This window comes from Pseudovibrio sp. Ad5 (genome assembly GCF_001623095.1).
GTDB lineage: Bacteria > Pseudomonadota > Alphaproteobacteria > Rhizobiales > Stappiaceae > Pseudovibrio.
Genome location: NZ_LMCH01000016.1, coordinates 57,394 through 73,845 on the forward strand (window position 1 = coordinate 57,394; position 16,452 = coordinate 73,845).

Annotated in this window: 14 protein-coding genes; 8 read left to right on the forward strand and 6 right to left on the reverse strand. The window is 51.1% G+C overall.

The features are described from left to right. Positions 1-74 precede the first annotated feature (74 nt). On the reverse strand, positions 75-800 hold the full coding sequence (locus PsAD5_RS11150) for a hypothetical protein (RefSeq protein WP_063292159.1): 726 nt from the start codon (positions 798-800) through the stop codon (positions 75-77). A gap of 160 nt (positions 801-960) precedes the next feature. Between PsAD5_RS11150 and PsAD5_RS11155 the strand changes: the two genes are divergently transcribed. Next, positions 961-4,494: a PAS domain-containing hybrid sensor histidine kinase/response regulator gene (locus tag PsAD5_RS11155; RefSeq protein WP_208988576.1), complete on the forward strand. Its 3,534-nt coding sequence runs from the start codon at positions 961-963 to the stop codon at positions 4,492-4,494. Between the two features lie 85 nt (positions 4,495-4,579). Here the strand turns inward: PsAD5_RS11155 and PsAD5_RS11160 are convergent, their stop codons facing one another. Next, entirely contained in the window at positions 4,580-5,254 is a 675-nt protein-coding gene (locus tag PsAD5_RS11160; RefSeq protein ID WP_014284470.1) for a response regulator, read from the reverse strand. Between the two features lie 473 nt (positions 5,255-5,727). Here PsAD5_RS11160 and PsAD5_RS11165 point away from each other — a divergent pair, with 473 nt between their 5' ends. The 3 genes from PsAD5_RS11165 (at position 5,728) to PsAD5_RS11175 (ending at position 8,243) form a co-directional block, all read left to right on the forward strand. Further along, the gene (locus tag PsAD5_RS11165) at positions 5,728-6,024 is read left to right on the forward strand and encodes a hypothetical protein (RefSeq protein ID WP_208980478.1); all 297 of its coding nucleotides are present in this window, start codon (positions 5,728-5,730) and stop codon (positions 6,022-6,024) included. Beyond that, complete coding sequence (locus tag PsAD5_RS11170; protein ID WP_063292161.1) at positions 6,021-7,733, forward strand: sodium:solute symporter family transporter; 1,713 nt, start codon at positions 6,021-6,023, stop codon at positions 7,731-7,733. Before PsAD5_RS11165 ends, PsAD5_RS11170 begins: the two co-directional genes overlap by 4 nt. A gap of 147 nt (positions 7,734-7,880) precedes the next feature. Continuing rightward, positions 7,881-8,243 (forward strand): hypothetical protein, encoded by a 363-nt coding sequence (locus tag PsAD5_RS11175; RefSeq protein WP_063292162.1) that lies wholly within the window; start codon positions 7,881-7,883, stop codon positions 8,241-8,243. Between the two features lie 13 nt (positions 8,244-8,256). On the opposite strand, the gene PsAD5_RS11180 is transcribed toward PsAD5_RS11175, so the two are convergent. Further along, positions 8,257-8,661 (reverse strand): secondary thiamine-phosphate synthase enzyme YjbQ, encoded by a 405-nt coding sequence (locus PsAD5_RS11180; protein ID WP_200962363.1) that lies wholly within the window; start codon positions 8,659-8,661, stop codon positions 8,257-8,259. A gap of 204 nt (positions 8,662-8,865) precedes the next feature. Between PsAD5_RS11180 and PsAD5_RS11185 the strand changes: the two genes are divergently transcribed. Both PsAD5_RS11185 and PsAD5_RS11190 read left to right on the forward strand, forming a co-directional pair. Then, on the forward strand, positions 8,866-9,831 hold the full coding sequence (locus tag PsAD5_RS11185; RefSeq protein WP_063292163.1) for an alpha/beta hydrolase: 966 nt from the start codon (positions 8,866-8,868) through the stop codon (positions 9,829-9,831). A 69-nt stretch (positions 9,832-9,900) separates the two neighbouring features. Continuing rightward, positions 9,901-10,770 carry an acyl-CoA thioesterase gene (locus PsAD5_RS11190; RefSeq protein ID WP_057464956.1) on the forward strand — a complete coding sequence of 290 codons (870 nt, stop codon included), beginning with the start codon at positions 9,901-9,903 and terminating at the stop codon, positions 10,768-10,770. A 62-nt stretch (positions 10,771-10,832) separates the two neighbouring features. On the opposite strand, the gene PsAD5_RS11195 is transcribed toward PsAD5_RS11190, so the two are convergent. From PsAD5_RS11195 to PsAD5_RS11205, 3 genes are all read right to left on the reverse strand, one after another. Continuing rightward, complete coding sequence (locus tag PsAD5_RS11195; RefSeq protein ID WP_057464955.1) at positions 10,833-11,357, reverse strand: hypothetical protein; 525 nt, start codon at positions 11,355-11,357, stop codon at positions 10,833-10,835. 143 nt (positions 11,358-11,500) lie between these two features. Then, entirely contained in the window at positions 11,501-12,124 is a 624-nt protein-coding gene (locus tag PsAD5_RS11200) for a 2-hydroxychromene-2-carboxylate isomerase (RefSeq protein ID WP_063292164.1), read from the reverse strand. Between the two features lie 300 nt (positions 12,125-12,424). After that, a complete protein-coding gene (locus tag PsAD5_RS11205; RefSeq protein ID WP_057464953.1) occupies positions 12,425-12,817 on the reverse strand; it encodes a DUF4440 domain-containing protein in 393 nt (130 codons plus the stop codon). A 350-nt stretch (positions 12,818-13,167) separates the two neighbouring features. Here PsAD5_RS11205 and PsAD5_RS11210 point away from each other — a divergent pair, with 350 nt between their 5' ends. Together PsAD5_RS11210 and pdeM are read left to right on the forward strand one after the other, a co-directional pair. Continuing rightward, complete coding sequence (locus PsAD5_RS11210) at positions 13,168-15,696, forward strand: ligase-associated DNA damage response DEXH box helicase (protein ID WP_063292165.1); 2,529 nt, start codon at positions 13,168-13,170, stop codon at positions 15,694-15,696. 68 nt (positions 15,697-15,764) lie between these two features. Then, positions 15,765-16,436 (forward strand): ligase-associated DNA damage response endonuclease PdeM, encoded by a 672-nt coding sequence (gene pdeM / locus PsAD5_RS11215; protein ID WP_193758274.1) that lies wholly within the window; start codon positions 15,765-15,767, stop codon positions 16,434-16,436. Positions 16,437-16,452 lie beyond the last annotated feature (16 nt).

Sequence of the window (16,452 nt, forward strand, 5' to 3'; positions counted from 1 at the left end):
TTTCAGGCTCTTCTCGCCTGGTATCGAAGCCCATTCCTTGAGTCGTGTACGGCGATTGAAATTTTATTTCGCACTCACAAATCGGGGTCAGGAGATCGGATCTGATGGTTTTGTGCCAGTTCTGTAAGTGCTTTGAAGTTGGCACGTATTGAAAACTCATGCTGCAGTTGCAAAAGGTTCAATCGCAATCCGTTGAGAAGCAACAGCTCATCATGACCATGCAGACGTTTGTGAACCGGTAGGCTACAAAAGATCTTCGAGACCTGTGTTGCTGCAATGTCTGCAACACTGCGGGCTGGAACTAAAGCATCCGTACGCATTTTGGTCGACATGTTCTGAGCTAAGGCATTCCATTCCTGCGCAGAGCAAACGGAAGCTTCCTGATGCTCAACCAAGATTTCCTTGAGCAGTTGCCCGATCATGCCAGCAAGATCCTGCGGGTCCATTCTCGTTTTTTGCCGCAACACAATGAGAGCCATTTCGCCCACAAGCTCCACAGTGATGGAGAAGGAGCTCCAACGGGAGGCTTCGAGAGCCTGCTGAAAATCTTCCTCGTCAAGCAGTGTCTTCCAATGAACACCAGCCCGAGAGCGGGAGTATTCCTGCACATTCTTATAAGTCAGATACGCCGCACTGCGCCCAAGATACCCCTTTAACTTAAGAAGGGTATCCAAGTCGGATCTATAAAAGAAGAAAGCATAGATGCGCTTCAGCCAGCTTGGGCTGTCGAGAGATACATTCTCGATATTTTCAAAGGCACCTAGCAGGTTCTCTTTGGTAGAATTGCGTTGTTGTCCCAACTCATAGCCTTTCGTCGCGGCTGGAAAAATCTACGGTTACAAAGACGCAATAACTCGTATTGAACTCTTGCCTTTCACAAAAGATCGGTCAACTGTGCAACATTGAGAGACAAAAAACACTTAATGGAAGTAACGGACCTACCAGTCCGGCGGGGGAAGCATGCTTCAAGGTTGGATCGTAGTCCTTGTCGCTTTGGCATATATACTGCTCTTATTTGTTATCGCGAGTTATGGTGACAAAGTCGCCAAGAACCGCGTTAAAAAGACAAGAGGGCGACCACTCATCTATGCCCTCTCACTCTCCGTTTATTGTACATCATGGACATTTTTTGGATCTGTCGGATCTGCTTCGAGAAATGGTTTCGAGTTTATTGCCATTTACCTCGGGCCTATCCTCGTGTTCGCTTTTGGGTTTCCGCTGATCCTGCGGGTGATCCAACTTGCGAAGGCAGAAAAGATTACATCCGTTGCCGACTTTATTGCTGCACGCTATGGCAAAAACCCTATGGTCGGTGCGATTGTCACATTGATCGCCTTTATCGGCATGATCCCCTACATCGCCCTTCAACTGAAGGCGCTGGATCTGTCTGTCGGCACGATTGTGCTGCATCCCTTGTTGTCACTTGATGATGCGGAGATTTCGATCTTTGGTGATGAGACACTGATGATCGCCATTTTCATGGCTGTGTTTACGTGGTTATTCGGCACCCGCCATATTGATGCAACAGAGCACCAAGAAGGCTTGATGCTATCCATCGCAACTGAAGCTGTTGTTAAGCTCGTTGCTTTTCTCGCGATCGGCATTTGGGTTACCTTCATGCTATTTGATGGGCCATGGGATCTCCTGCACGCTTCCTTTGCTAACACCAACAGCTCACAGGACCTGTTCACGAACATCAATACCAGCAAGTGGGCAGTTATCACGCTCCTGTCTTTATTCTCGATTGTGCTTCTGCCGCGCCAATTCCATGTGACTGTGACGGAATACAACAGTGAAGCTGAGTTGAAACGGGCGACATGGCTGTTTCCAAGTTACCTGATCGCTATCAATCTGTTCGTCGTGCCCATTGCCCTTGCAGGTATGACTATTTTGGGCAACACGGTCGACCCGGACATGTTCGTGCTGGCGCTGCCTCGTGCTTATGATGCTGACTGGTTGACCCTGCTGGTGTTTATTGGTGGTCTTTCTGCAGCAACAGCCATGGTGATTGTGACCACCGTTGCGCTTTCCATCATGGTTTCCAACGATCTGGTGATGCCGATTATTCTGCGTCGGCGTAGTGAAGACGAGATCATTTCGACTTCAGGCGAAGACATGAGCCAGCTGGTGCTGGGCATTCGGCGCATGTCGATCTTCCTCGTCATTCTGGGAAGTTATGTCTACTATCGCGTTGCGGGTGATAGCGCGGCTCTTTCGAGCATCGGCCTTCTCTCTTTTGCAGCAATTGCGCAGTTCGCTCCTGCCTTTATCGGCGGCTTAATCTGGCGCAGAGCGACGGCGCGCGGCGCGATTGCCAGTATGACAGCTGGATTTGCAGTCTGGTTCTACACGCTACTGCTTCCTGTCTTTGCGCGCGAGAGTATCTTTGGCTCAAACATCCTTAGTAACGGCCCGTTCGGCATAGAGTTCCTGAAGCCTGAAGCATTGCTTTACCTTGATATGGATCCGTTTGTGCACGGCGTGCTCTGGAGCCTTTTGTCGGGACTGCTGTTTTACGTGGTCTTCTCACTCACGCGGCAACCGACTGCGATTGAGCGCATTCAGGCCAACACTTTTGTGCCCACCGGGATTGCACAGGCCCCTGCCCTGCGGAAGCTGCGGACAACAGTGACGATCGGAGATCTACAAGCAACGATTTCTCGTTATGTTGGAGAAGAGCGGACACAGCGCTCCTTTGATACTTATGCTGCGGAGCATCGCATCACGATTGACAGCAGCGAAGAAGCCGATGCCGTGATCCTGCGTTTTTCCGAGCAACTGCTTGCCAGTGCAATCGGATCAGCGTCCGCACGACTGGTGCTTTCTCTTCTGCTCAAACGGCGGGACCCAGGCACTCAGGAGGCCATCAAACTGCTGGATGATGCGACTGAGGCAATCCAATATAACCGCGATCTTTTGCAGATCGCGTTGGACCAAGTGCGGCAGGGTATCTCCGTTTATGACAAGGACTTGCGCCTGATCTGCTGGAACCGGCAGTATCGCGAAATGTTGATGTTGCCGGCGAAATTTGGACAAGTCGGTACTTCGCTTGAGGAGATGATCCGCCATATTGCAGAGGCAGGCGAGTTTGGTGATGGCGACGTGGACGAGATTGTCGGTCTGCGCATGCACAATTTCATCAATCGCCAAGAGACCTATCAGGAGCACCTAGTCAGCACCGGAACAGTGTTGGAAGTGCGCACCAGCCCAATGCCCTATGGTGGCCTGGTTACCAGTTACACTGATATTACAGAGCGTGTTTTTGCGGAGGAAGCCCTTGCCCGCGCAAACGAGAATTTGGAGCAGCGGGTTCGTGACCGGACCGAAGAGCTGACGAAGGTGAATGAGCAACTTGAAGCTGCCAAGAAGACGGCTGAGCTGGCTTATCAGGACAAAACGCGTTTCCTGGCCGCAGCAAGCCATGACATTTTGCAGCCGTTGAATGCAGCGCGACTTTATTCTTCTACCTTGACTGATCGTTTCATGGACGGAGACCCAGAAGACCGCAAACTGGTTAGCAATATCGAGGCCTCACTGGAGTCAGTAGAAGAGATCATTGGTGCCGTCCTCGATATCTCCCGTCTGGACACCCGGGCGTTCAAGGCAGAGATTTCGACATTCCGCCTGGATGATATTCTCAATCCACTGCGCGTCGAGTTTACTCCAATTGCCAAGGAAAAAGGGCTCAAGCTCACAATCCGCAGCACAGATGTTTGTGTGCGCTCAGATCGACGTCTTTTGCGGCGTTTGCTGCAGAACCTCATTTCGAATGGGTTGAAGTACACCACAAAAGGTGGCGTCGTAGTTGGTGTTCGCAAGACTAAGAACAATATGGCAAATATTGAGGTCTACGATAGCGGGATCGGCATTCCAGAAAAGCAGCAGGAGCTGATTTTCAAGGAATTCCGCCGCCTTGATGATGGCGCACGCATTGCCTCCGGGCTTGGGCTGGGGCTTTCTATCGTAGAACGCATTAGTAAGGTGTTGGCGCTCAACGTGGCACTCAAGTCTCAGGATGGGAGAGGCTCTCGCTTCTCTCTTGCCATTAAAGAGGCCATGAGTGTACCGGTTGCTGCAAAGCAAGCTCAGCCTAGTGCTATCGTCAGTCAGTTGGCTGGTCTCAATGTGCTGGCTATCGATAATGAACCGCAGATTCTGGAGGGCATGGAGTCTTTGTTGCGTACATGGAAATGTAACGTGCTGACGGCTCCAAATGCGCAGGATGCTGCCAAGGCAATCTATGCCAGTAAGACGCAACCAGACATCATTCTGGCAGACTATCATCTGGATCAGGGGACTGGCATTGAAGCCGTTGTTCACCTGCGCTGGAAGTTTGGCGTGCACTTCCCTGCTATGCTTATTACTGCAGACAGAACGGCAGAAGTGCGGACAGAGGCCTCTGACAAAGATATGGAGATGATCCATAAGCCGCTGAAGCCAGCTGTGCTGCGAGCACACCTGATGCGGTGCAAGGCAGCTCTAGGAGACACATGACCTTTCAGGGGTCACACATTTGGCATTGCCAACAAAAAAGGCGCTCCAAAGAGCGCCTTTTTTCGTAGATCAACTCGAAGAATACCTAGCCAGCAATGCTTTGCCACTGACCAGCTTCGATCTTTGCCGCTGCAATGACTGCCTGTGTCCGACTTTCAACGCCAAGCTTCTGCAAAATAGCAGAAACGTGTGCTTTTACAGTCGCTTCCGATACAGACAATTCATAGGCGATCTGCTTGTTCAGCAAACCTTGCGAAAGCATCATCAACACGCGCACTTGCTGCGGTGTCAAAGAGGCCAGACGCTGAGCCATTTTGGTTGCTTCATCAACGGTGTTCAGGTCAATGTCTGGTGGAATCCAAACGCCTCCCTCCAGAACTACTGAAACACCATCCTGAATAACATCAATACCAAGTGACTTTGGAATATACCCAGACGCGCCAAACTCAATGGCACTGCGAATTGTAGTCGGATCTTCTGTTCCGGAAACGACAACAATTGGCACACCCACATATTGAGCACGCAAGTACATTAATCCAGAGAACCCTCGCATGCCCGGCATGGACAGATCCAGAAGGATCATGTCTACGTCTTCCTCCCGATCGAGAGCAGCGGTAACTTCATCAAGGCTCCCAGCCTCGATAATTTTTACCGATGCGAACTGTTTCTCGATTGTTTGACGCATTGCACCACGGAACAGCGGGTGGTCATCAGCGATAATAAAGCGGTGGACCGCGTTGTGCACGCTGTGCTCCTCCATTTCTTGTCGTGGACTGCCTCCAATGACCTTCGATCCGTCTCGTCGAAATAAGATCATCAGATATACAGTTTTCGACGCCTCGGGAGCTTGAACGAGAATTTCGCAGCTCTCCCAAAACGCCACGATAGATATTTTACAACCTTAGAACTCCGCAGAGTCTCAACCGGTCGCATCCCCCTATACAAAAGCATTATGCGAAACAGGGAGGTGCTGGCAAGCATGAAGTTGATTGTTTTCACTCATCTCACGCACTTTTACCACAAAACCGTCAGTAATCATTAAGATATTGCAAGAAGGCATGCATAGAACTCAAGAGTTGGTCCCAAAGTATGGGTCTCCCAAATCCTGCGTTTTTCTGTTTTCTGAACTTCGAGGATTGGGGATTAGTATTAGGTAGTAGAATTTTAGTCTAGCGGTTCGCTTGGGGGACTGTAGAGTATGTATACGTTGGGTAATCATTACTGGAGGTGGGAGTGCGTACACCAAATAGAGTCGCCTATTGGACCAAAACTCGTGCACTCATGGCTGCAACGCTCATTCTCTGGCTCATCTTCTTTGGCATCGCTGTCTATTATGGAGCACCCGGCTCTGATCCAAATGCGCCACAAAATGAGTTGAGTGGGCTTTTGGGTTCTCTATCAAACAGTTATGTGTGGGGATGCCTCCTATTTTTTGTCGCCAGTATCCTGATCTCGTGGTTTTGCGGCGCACAAGACAGGCTTGATGAAAGCAACACAGGCTCTTCTCAGCAACAGGGGAGCACATCATGACACTCTCCAGCCTCGATCCTCATCCTTCACAATACAAAGGCCTTCCGCTTGCGCTTTGTCTGTTCACGCTCGCACTCTTTTTGCTGACCGGTCTACTCGCTGTTATGGAAAAAGCTGGCGTTGTTGTCGTGCTCATCGAAGCGTTGATGGCTTTGCTGCCATTGCTGGTATTTGCCATGGTGGGTATTCTGGCGCGGACGATGAAGCTCTCTGAGTATCATTGGGGCGGCAAGAATGTGCCGGCAGGCCTGACAGGTGTGACCTTAGCTGCGTGCTTTGTTGGTGGCAGCTTCTTTCCCCTGTTCCTCTCTGTGGTTTTCTTGCCAGAATACATCAGCTTCCCAATTGTTTTAGGATGGGTGAGCAGTCTTGTCTTATGTGCAGTGCTCTTTGCCTCTCCTCTCAGGAAGTTTGGTTCGGCGACGGTTCCGGAGTTTCTGGGTGTCCGTTTGCAGAGCAATTTGGTGCGGTTGATTGCCAGTGGTCTGGTTGTTCTCGTTGGTATTCCTCTCCTGTGCACCGAGATGCTGATTGGTGGTCAGGTTCTGGCAACATCTCTCAACGCGACCTCAACGACGGGCATTCTGCTCTTTTCAATGGTGTTGCTCATTTCTGTTGTGCTTGGTGGTATCAGCGGAGCTGTGTGGACACAGGCTCTGCAAGGTGTGCTGATGGTGTTTGCCTGCCTTTCGCCAGTCATCCTGCTTGGTTTAGACCAGCTAACCTCACCTATGGTTTCCGAGAATGTTGGTTTCACCAGTGTTGTCAGTACTTCGCTCACAGAGCAACTCGCCGCGATCATTGATATTGAGAATACAAGTATCGGCTGGTTCCTGATGCAGGGGCCATATGCTGGCGGTCTCTGGCCGTTGATTGGCACAGCTCTCTTCTTTGCTATTGGCATGGCTAGCCTTCCCCACCTTCTCAGCAAGTTCCAGGGAACAGGAAGTTCAGCATCTGCTCGTCGCGCTGCCGGATATTCTCTTTCTTTCCTTTTGCTCCTGATGGTTGTTGGGTCGGCCTATTTCCTGTTGCTGGCAGATGAACGGCTTCAGAACCTGCTTGGGCCGAATGCACTTGATCAGGGCCATCAAAGCGGTCTCATTGCGGCGTTGATCAGGTCTGGGATTGTTGCAGCCGCACTTGCTGCAAGTTCTGCACTCTTGATGACGCTTTCAACAAGCGTTTCGCGAGATCTCATTGAGACTTTGGTGTTGCCGCGTGCCTCACTCAACCAGAAAATCGTGCTGGCACGTGTTGTGGTTCTGGTGATCTGTGCCTTTGTCACCTATCTTGCCTATAGCGAGAATTTGTTGTTCTTAGACATGCTGACATTGTCGCTCTCCCTTGCAGCTGCAGCCTTCTTTCCTGTGCTTGTACTTTCATGCTGGTGGAGCAGATTTCACGCAACAGCGGCATACAGCGCAATGCTCTCAGGCAGCTTGGCAACCCTGTTTTACGCTCTTGCCGTGACCAGTGGTTCCACGGGCTTCTGGTTTGGTTTTCCTGCTGAGATGGGCGGATTGCTCGGTGTGTTCTTAGGATTTGCTGTCGGAATCTCACTTTCCTACGTTACTTTTTCCGAGGATGAGCGTCATTTTTATCTGGCAAGTTTATTGGAGCAACCAGGCGAACGAGACCTCTCGATAGATCTACCTGACACTTCTGACAAGGATGAACCGGAAGAACTCATAGAGATTAAGATGTAATTTTCAGAAAGTTGTAAGTAAACTCTTACAAGCACTGACCGTCGTTTGTAGTCCATTTACGCCGATTCAAATTTACAACTTCCGCTAAGTCGAATTCAATAGAGCTGCGTCTATAGTTTATCTCCAATAGAAGCCTAGGAGAAACCTATGGACGCTTTACAACGTGCTGCCCGTGCCAGTGTTGCTCGTATCTGCGGATTTTATTGCCTCGGCGTGCTCCTGATTATGGCAGCGCTCAGCTTTGATCCGGCCAGTTCTTTCCGTACAGGCGCTATGCTTGCAATCACTCTGAGTGCTGTTCTTGTTTACAAAGCCTGGATTATGCCAAACGGTAAGCATGACGGCGATGATGCGTGGGCCTTGATCAAGGGACAGGAAAGCAGCGAGCAAGACCCAAACAGAATGCAAAGCGACGCGCTACGCACCGCCTATCATGAGTATTCCAAGCGGGCGATGGTTGTCGCTTTGGGGCTTTGGTTCGTCAGCGTTGTGGCTAGTATTTCTGACTGAGTGCTGTCAGCCGTCAGGAACCAAGATAATGCAGGGTCATGGAGCGTCGATGCGGCGCTCTTCTATGCTCGATCAAATAAATACCCTGCCAGGTCCCCAAATCCAACTCCCCGTCGACCACTGGTATTTGCAGAGATACTCCTGTGAGCATGGTTTTGATATGCGCAGGCATATCGTCCGGGCCTTCATAGGAATGGAGCCACCCACCATTTTCAGGCGCGAGATTTGTCAGGGCCTTTTGCAGGTCCTGCAGAACAGTCGGATCAGCATTTTCCTGGATGGTGACAGAGGCCGAAGTGTGGCGAACGAACAATGTGAGCAGTCCATCCTTCAATTGGAGTGACTTGGCCCATTCCCGGATCTCTTTGGTGACTTCATAAAAGCCCAATCCCTCCGTCATGAACACCAGTCGTCCCATGGACTGAGAAAGCTGCGTCTGACCACTATCAATGGTCCAGACTTCGCAGCTGTTCTTCGTTTTTGACCAACCCGACATGCTCGAAAACCATCCCCTTATTATTCGTTAATTAAGATCGTGTCGTTGTCATTGACGTGAGATTGCGCGACAACTTCTATAACAAACATATTGGCAACATTTTATTGTCGCTTCCGGAGAAACTACATGTCTGAGAATTTCGCTCCTCTGTCGATAAGTCAAGAGGCCGTCGCTGAAGCAAAGGCATTTAACAAGGAAATGACGGAGCAGCTGCGCGCGCTTCCTGGTCCATGGAGTTTCCCCCCTACTGTCACCCGTGAACGCCGGTTACAGGGGCTTGGTGCGTTTCCTATCCCCACCTACTCAGAGCAGGCTGAGGATCTGGAGATTGAAGGGCAGCATGGTTCTATTCCCCTACGGCTCTTCAAAGCTGATAAAAACTCATCAAAAGGTGTGATAATTCATTTCCATGGTGGAGGCTTTGTTTTCGGCTCTGCTTCCTTTCAGGATCCTTATCTGGAGAGCATGGCAAATAACACTGGGCTTGACGTAGTTTCAGTTGAATATCGCCTTGCTCCAGAACATCCTTTTCCGCAAGGACCAGATGATTGTGAGGCGGCTTGCCATTGGGTTTTGAATGAAGGTGCAAGCCAATATGGCTGGGATGCCTTTGCCCTGACCGGGGAAAGCGCAGGTGCGACATTGGCCCTTACGACCGCCGTGCGTCTGCGGGACAAGCATGGGATGATCCCCTTTAAGGCGTTGGTTTTGTTATCAGGTTGGTATGACATCGGGCTTACGCCATCTGCCCGCCTCTGGGGTGAAGAGGTGCTTTTTCCAACAACTCGTGACCTTCAGATGTTCAGGAGGCATTTTCTGCTTGGCGAGGAAAACGCGGAGGAACCAGCTGTTTCTCCTTTGTATGCCCGGCTGGAAGGATTGCCACCAACACTGCTAAGTGTAGGTACAGAAGATCCACTACTGGATGATACTTGTTTTCTCGCGTCCAGGTTGAAATCTGCTGAAGTGGAGACTTCACTTGAGGTTTATCCCCATGGATGTCATGTTTTTCAAAGTTTTGATCTTGCTCTTGCCAAGCTGAGCACCCAAAGGATAGATAGTTTTTTTCGGACGAAATTCGGTTCGACCTGACCTAATTATTAATAATTAGTGGGTTATCGCAATAGCGCTTATGGACCGAGGCTGCACAAAGGGTTGGATATGGCAAGCTTAGAAACACTTCTCTCGTTTGTGAATACATGGGAATGCGACGAGAACGACCATTTGAACGTGCAGTTTTACTTCTCCAAATTTGAAGAAGCTGACCGTCAATTTAGAATGATGACCGGATTTAGCGAAGCACTGGTTGGTGCGCGCCGTGTTCGACACGTGCGTTACCATGCAGAGTTGGTTGCTGCATCCCTGATTACCGTGAAGTCTTATGTGGCCTTTGACGGGCCGCACATGCTCTCTGTTGTGCATGAAATGATTGAAGGCTCCACCGGGGAAATATGTGCGACCGCCATCGACGGATATACGCCAAATCCTAGTTCTGCAAAGCAGTTGCGGGCGCGCTTCAAAGATGTTGAGGAGAATATCTCCAAGCCAGCGGTTCCACGTGGCATCTCGCCAAGCCCGTTCTCTGGCAAACCAACTATTGATGATTTGCTCAAGAGCGGTGCACAGATTACTGGCCGCTCAACAGTTCTGCCACGGAATCTGAATGCTGAACAGAAAGCTGAAGACGCATTTGCACTTGCCTGCTTCTCTGATGCAGCGGCGCATGTGTGGGAGCGGACTCCGATGAACACGGCGTGGTTGGATGAGAATGAATATGGCCGTGTTGCGCTGGAGCAGAAGCTTTCCTGGATCAGCCCGCTGAAGCTGGGGGATATGGGCTTGGTGATTTCTACGCTGACCAGCGTTCAGGAAAACACCTTCACGATCCGCCATCATCTGTTTGAATCTCGTACCAAGCGTTTGGCGGCGGTGTGTGATCAGGTGTCTATCAGCATGGATCTGAACAGCCGTAAGACTGTTCCTCTGACAGCAGATTTCCGCACAGCACTGGTGGCCTTACAAACACAGTAAGCTTTGCGATCAACGCGTTAAGAACCGCCTTCCTTTGAAGGCGGTTTTTTTATGCCCGCTTGTTACTGCGCTGGCTGTTCGTTTTCGCCCTTCTGGAAATCGTCTTTCATTTCTTCGACAACAGAGAAGAAACGGCGCATGGCGTTTTCGGTAAACTCCAGTGCTTCTTCCAGTTTTTGTTCTTCTTCATCGCCGAACCAGCCTTCTTCCTGTTGTTTGGCGATGGAGAGGTCGAGGCCTGCTTCGGGTTTGATGGCGGCGATGCTGGCGTCTTCGGTCAGGGTAGCAAGTGCTTCAGAGATGCGTCTAAGTTCCTGACGCATCTTGTTGTTTTCTGCTTCCAGACGGGTGATTTCATCCTCGTAGACCATGATGCCGTCAAGGGAAGGCTGGCAGACGAGTTTTTCAGCCTTGGTGGCGCACAGTGAAACTATCCCTGTGCGAGTGTCGAGGCGGATCAGCCCTTTATCCGTCTGCTGCATTTCAAAGCGAACGGGAACATCCTGCTCACTTTGGGCAAATGCGCTTTGTCCACTCATCGCAAAGGTGACCGCAAGGATTCCACTGGCCAGATAAGACTGTTTCACGATTTCTTCCCATCTCTGTTTCAAATCAACGACTTAAAGCCTCTAGAGATTGCAGAGCCATACCTGCTGGCAGATATGGCTTTCAGTTTAGCAGCAATCAGAGCGCCTTGACCATCCGATCAGACATAGGTGTGAAATGGGAACTACTCGAGGCTTTGATAAGGGCCGCGGCCACTTTTCAACGCATCTTCCAGAAGATCGAGGCGGTCTTGTCCCCAAAATGGCTCGGAGTTGAGCAGATAGGTTGGTGAACCGACCGCATTTGCCGTTTCAGCCATGCGGGAGTTGACTGTGTAAGCTTCCAGCATCTCATCAGACTTTCCAGCCGCGATGAGGTTATCCGCGTCCAGACCGAGCTCATTCAGGATGGCTGTCAGGACGCTTTCATCGGCTGCGTTGAGGTCTTTTTGCCAGACAGCTTCAAAGACTTTTTGGGAATAAGTGCCAACCGGACCGCCCTGCTCCTGCAGACGAATTGCGATGGAATCTGCCAGCACAATGTCCGCCGGAAAATGAGCTGGCTTGTAGTTCATTGAAACGCCGCGCTTTTCTGCCCAGCGCTGAAGCTCAATAAACCGATACTTCTGGCGGGCCGGATGGCGTTTGCCCAGAGGCAAACCGCCTGTCAGCGGGAACAAGACAGCGAGATTGACTGGCCGGAAGGTTACTGTGACATCAAAGTTTTCCGCGATGCGCAGAAATTCCTGATGGCCCAGATACGCCCATGGCGACAGGTGCGTATAGAAGTAATCGATCTGTGCAGTCATGATTGTTCCCCAATGTATACACTCAGCCTATCCTGTTGCAAAAACAGATAGATTTCAATGGGAAAGCCCTGCACTGGCGTTCACAAAAACGCGCAGACCGTATGAGCAGCTGTAGAGTTTTGTTTTTACGGCTGTTTATCTGAAAACCGATCACATTGGAGTCGGATACACATCAGAAATCAGCTTTGCGTTCTTATGTGCGTTGGTTTGCGTTAAAGGCGTTTTTTGTGCGTTGGTTACAAAAAAGCCCCCAAACTTCGCAGTCGGGAGCTTCATTCTTCATTGCTGAGCCGAATTCAATCAGGCAGGCTCGTTCACAATGCTTGCGATCTTCCACCGGCCTTCGATGTTGATAAGCAGGTAGTGACAAGTGAAATCGAAGACTGCTTCGCCTTCGTCATCTTCCTGCTGCCAGTCAAGGCTGACGCTCGCGGTGGAGCCGGAGATGTGAGAGGACACCACTTCGTAGATGGAAGAGGTTACATAATGCTCGCGGTGCACTTCCAAGAGTGCTTCGATGTTCTCGCAAAGCTCAGCCTTGTCGTTGAAGACATGGCCTTCTTCCAGCTGCCAGATTACACAGGGAAATGCAAAGCAATCTGCAATCAGCCCGGCGTCATAATCCTCATAGGCATCTGCATAGCTATCAAACAACTCGGAGAGCATTAGTTCTGTTTCGTCCTGAACACTCATAGTGACTGCCCCTTTTCCCAGCTTATTGATGTGCCAGCATTTTTCACGAAGGTAAGGCTTCTGGAGCCCGTTTTCCCTTATATGCCGTGGATAGGGCTCAGTTTGCCAGTCCTTTTTTCAGAAGGAAACAAATTTCATGGGTATTTTCCGCTTTTTATGCCGATATCCCGACCACCTCACAGAATAAATCTCATGGTTTGACACCAATGGGTTGAGTGAGATCGGTTTATCCCCCTCCCTTCTCCTCTTTGCTAAAATGTTCTTGGTTTGCCCCATTTCTGATTGGCACATGTGATCATTGGTGGCAAAGTGCGCTCAACTGTTTTCAGGATCGGACCTTTTCGTCGTTTATGACAGACACCTCTCACCTTCCCTCAGTCTTTGACAACTGGTTTGGCAGCCGTGGTTGGGCTCCGCGTGCTCACCAGCTGGAGCTGTTTGACAAGGTGACCGCTGGCAACTCCGCCCTTCTGATTGCTCCGACTGGTGGCGGTAAGACACTGGCGGGCTTTTTGCCGTCACTGGTGGACCTGCATCACAAACGTCAGGCGGACAAGCGCAAGGCCGGAGAAGCTAAGGCTGCCGGGACGGGTGGTCTGCACACGCTTTACATGTCTCCCCTTAAAGCTCTGGCGACGGATATTCACCGGAACCTTGAGGTGCCAATTGAGGAGATGGGGCTTTCCATCAAGCTGGAGACCCGTTCCGGCGATACGCCCAGCCACAAGAAGCAGCGACAGAAACGTCTTCCACCAGACATTTTGCTGACCACGCCAGAACAGATCTCGCTTCTGCTTTCTGACAAGAACGCAGAGCGGCTGTTTGCTGATCTGCACTATGTCATTTTGGATGAGTTGCACGAGCTGGTGACCTCCAAGCGTGGGGATTTGCTCGCTCTGGCTCTGACCCGTTTGCGCAAGCTGGCGCCTAACCTGCGCTGTATCGGGCTTTCAGCCACCATTGCGCACCCTGATGATCTGCGTGCCTATCTGGTAGAACAACCTTTATCGCAACAAGTTCACCATGCTGAGATTGTGAAGGCCAAAGGTGGGGCCAAGCCTCATATCAGCATCCTGGAAACACAGGAGCGTCTTCCGTGGTCTGGTCATTCCTGTATCTATGCTTTGCCGGAGATCTATGAGGAGATTAAAGCCCACACCACCACACTGGTGTTTGTAAACACGCGCTCGCAGGCGGAGCGGCTGTTTCAGGAGCTTTGGCGTATCAATGAGGACACTCTGCCCATTGCGCTTCATCATGGCTCGCTGGATGTGGGACAACGCCGCAAGGTGGAAGCCCATATGGCGGCGGGTCAGCTTAAAGCCGTGGTTTGCACCTCCTCGCTAGATCTGGGCATTGACTGGGGCGATATCGATCTGGTAATCAATGTGGGCGCTCCCAAAGGGGCAAGCCGGCTGGCGCAGCGTATTGGACGCGCCAATCACCGCATGAATGAAGCCTCCAAGGCCATTTTAGTGCCCTCCAACCGGTTTGAAGTGTTGGAATGTCAGGCAGCCCTGGAAGCCTCTGAAGCAGGTGAGCAAGATACTCCTCCTCTTCGTGAGGGCGGGCTGGATGTTTTGGCTCAGCACATCATGTGCGTTGCCTGTGCTGCACCGTTTGAGCCTGAGCAGCTTTATGAAGAGGTGATCAGCAGTCAATCTTACAGGCATCTGGACTATGATCTGTTTGTGAAGGCCGTGGAGTTTGTGGCAACAGGTGGCTATGCCCTCAAAGCCTATGACAGATACGCCAAGTTGCGCCCGACCAAAGAGGGGTTGTTTCGCGTTTCCCACCCACAATTTGCCCAGCAATATCGCCTCAACTCCGGCACAATTTTAGATGCGGCAACGCTCAAAGTACGTCAGGTGAAACCACGAGGAGCCAACAGCAAGCGGCCTCTTGGGTTTGGCGGCAAGATGCTGGGAGAGATTGAAGAGTGGTTTATTGAGCAGCTTGCTGTAGGTGACACCTTTGTGTTTGCCGGTCAGGTGTTGAAGTTTGAGGGCCTTAAGGAGAGCGAGGCCTATGTATCTCGCAGTGCTTCGCAAGACCCGAAGATCCCGAGTTATCAGGGCGGCAAGTTTCCGCTCAGCACCTATCTTGCTGAGGGCGTGCGCAACTTTGCCTCTGATCCTAACAGTTGGTCTTCTTTGCCAGGTCAGGTTCGTGAATGGTTGGAATTACAAAAAGAGAAATCACAGTTACCAGATTATGAACGTCTTCTGGTAGAGACCTTTCCGCGGAACGATAAGCACTACCTTGTGTGCTACCCGTTTGAAGGCAGATTGGCTCACCAAACGCTGGGAATGCTGCTGACACGCCGTCTTGAGCGAGCTGGCCTGCATCCTCTGGGGTTTGTGGCAACTGAGTATTCACTGGCCCTGTGGGGGCTGGCAGATTTGGGCGCTGCCATAAAAAGCGGGCGTTTGACGCTGGATGACCTATTTGAAGAAGATATGCTTGGTGATGACCTTGAAGCGTGGCTTGCTGAAAGTAGTTTGATGAAACGAACCTTTAGAAATTGCGCTATGATCTCAGGTCTCGTAGAACGACGGCACCCTGGCAAAGAGAAAACCGGGCGGCAGATAACTATAAATACGGATCTTATTTATAACGTACTGCACGAACACGAGCCCGATCACCTGCTTTTACAAGCAACCTGGACGGATGCCGCTACAGGACTTCTGGATATCTCTCGTTTAGGTCACTTTCTTTCTCGTATCGACAAAAGAATCACGCATAGTGCTTTGGGTCGCGTTTCTCCTTTGGCTATTCCGGTTCTTCTTGAAATTGGGAAAGAGCCTATCTTTGGAAGTGCGACAGAAGAGCTGCTGGCGGACGCAGCAGATGATTTATTACTGGAGGCCCAATTGTGAGACTTAACAGTCAGTTGCAGCCACGAGTAGAACCGAGTTATCGTCAACCTATTCCTGTATGCCACGACTTGTCTCTCGCAAGAGAACTTGTTGGCCTTCACGACAGTGGAGCCTTGTGGTGGCCAGAAGAGCGGACCCTTGTGGTTTCCGATCTCCATCTGGAAAAAGCAGCCAGCATTGCCAAGAGCAAGGGCCTGATGCTGCCTCCTTATGATACAGCTGCCACACTGGAAAAGCTCTCCGCCCTGATCGATCTGTTCGATCCGCGCCGCGTGATCTGCCTTGGTGACAGTTTCCATGACTGCGAAAGCTCCGAGCGCATGCCTGCGGCGTATCTCGCCATGCTGGCAACCATGCAGCTGGGACGGGAGTGGATCTGGATTACCGGCAACCACGACCCTGAGATTGCCCGGCACATTTGCGGTGAGCGCTATCAAGAGCTCTCCATCAAATCCCTCAGTTTCCGGCATGAACCGAATGAAGAGGCTGAGCGCGGCGAGATTTGCGGGCACTTGCACCCAGCCGCCAAAGTGCGCCGGATGGGCCGTACCATTCGCAGAGCCTGCTTTGCGACCAACGGCAACCGCCTTGTGTTGCCAGCCTTTGGTGCGCTGACAGGTGGCCTGAATGTGATGGACAGAGCTTTTTCTGATGTGTTTGCCGAGAAGCGGTTCTCGGTCTTCATGCTGGGCAACGGGCGATTGTTCCCATTCACTGCCTCCAAGCTCCTCAGCGACTAACAAAAAAGGCCCTTCT

Bases quoted from the DNA above. Each gene is read 5' to 3' on its own strand.
- PsAD5_RS11155 (WP_208988576.1), top strand. From the start codon at position 961: ATGCTTCAAGGTTGGATCGTAGTCCTTGTCGCTTTGGCATATATACTG.
- PsAD5_RS11160 (WP_014284470.1), bottom strand. From the start codon at position 5,254: ATGGAGGAGCACAGCGTGCACAACGCGGTCCACCGCTTTATTATCGCT.
- PsAD5_RS11170 (WP_063292161.1), top strand. From the start codon at position 6,021: ATGACACTCTCCAGCCTCGATCCTCATCCTTCACAATACAAAGGCCTT.
- PsAD5_RS11175 (WP_063292162.1), top strand. From the start codon at position 7,881: ATGGACGCTTTACAACGTGCTGCCCGTGCCAGTGTTGCTCGTATCTGC.
- PsAD5_RS11180 (WP_200962363.1), bottom strand. From the start codon at position 8,661: ATGGGACGACTGGTGTTCATGACGGAGGGATTGGGCTTTTATGAAGTC.
- PsAD5_RS11185 (WP_063292163.1), top strand. From the start codon at position 8,866: ATGTCTGAGAATTTCGCTCCTCTGTCGATAAGTCAAGAGGCCGTCGCT.
- PsAD5_RS11190 (WP_057464956.1), top strand. From the start codon at position 9,901: ATGGCAAGCTTAGAAACACTTCTCTCGTTTGTGAATACATGGGAATGC.
- PsAD5_RS11200 (WP_063292164.1), bottom strand. From the start codon at position 12,124: ATGACTGCACAGATCGATTACTTCTATACGCACCTGTCGCCATGGGCG.
- PsAD5_RS11205 (WP_057464953.1), bottom strand. From the start codon at position 12,817: ATGAGTGTTCAGGACGAAACAGAACTAATGCTCTCCGAGTTGTTTGAT.
- PsAD5_RS11210 (WP_063292165.1), top strand. From the start codon at position 13,168: ATGACAGACACCTCTCACCTTCCCTCAGTCTTTGACAACTGGTTTGGC.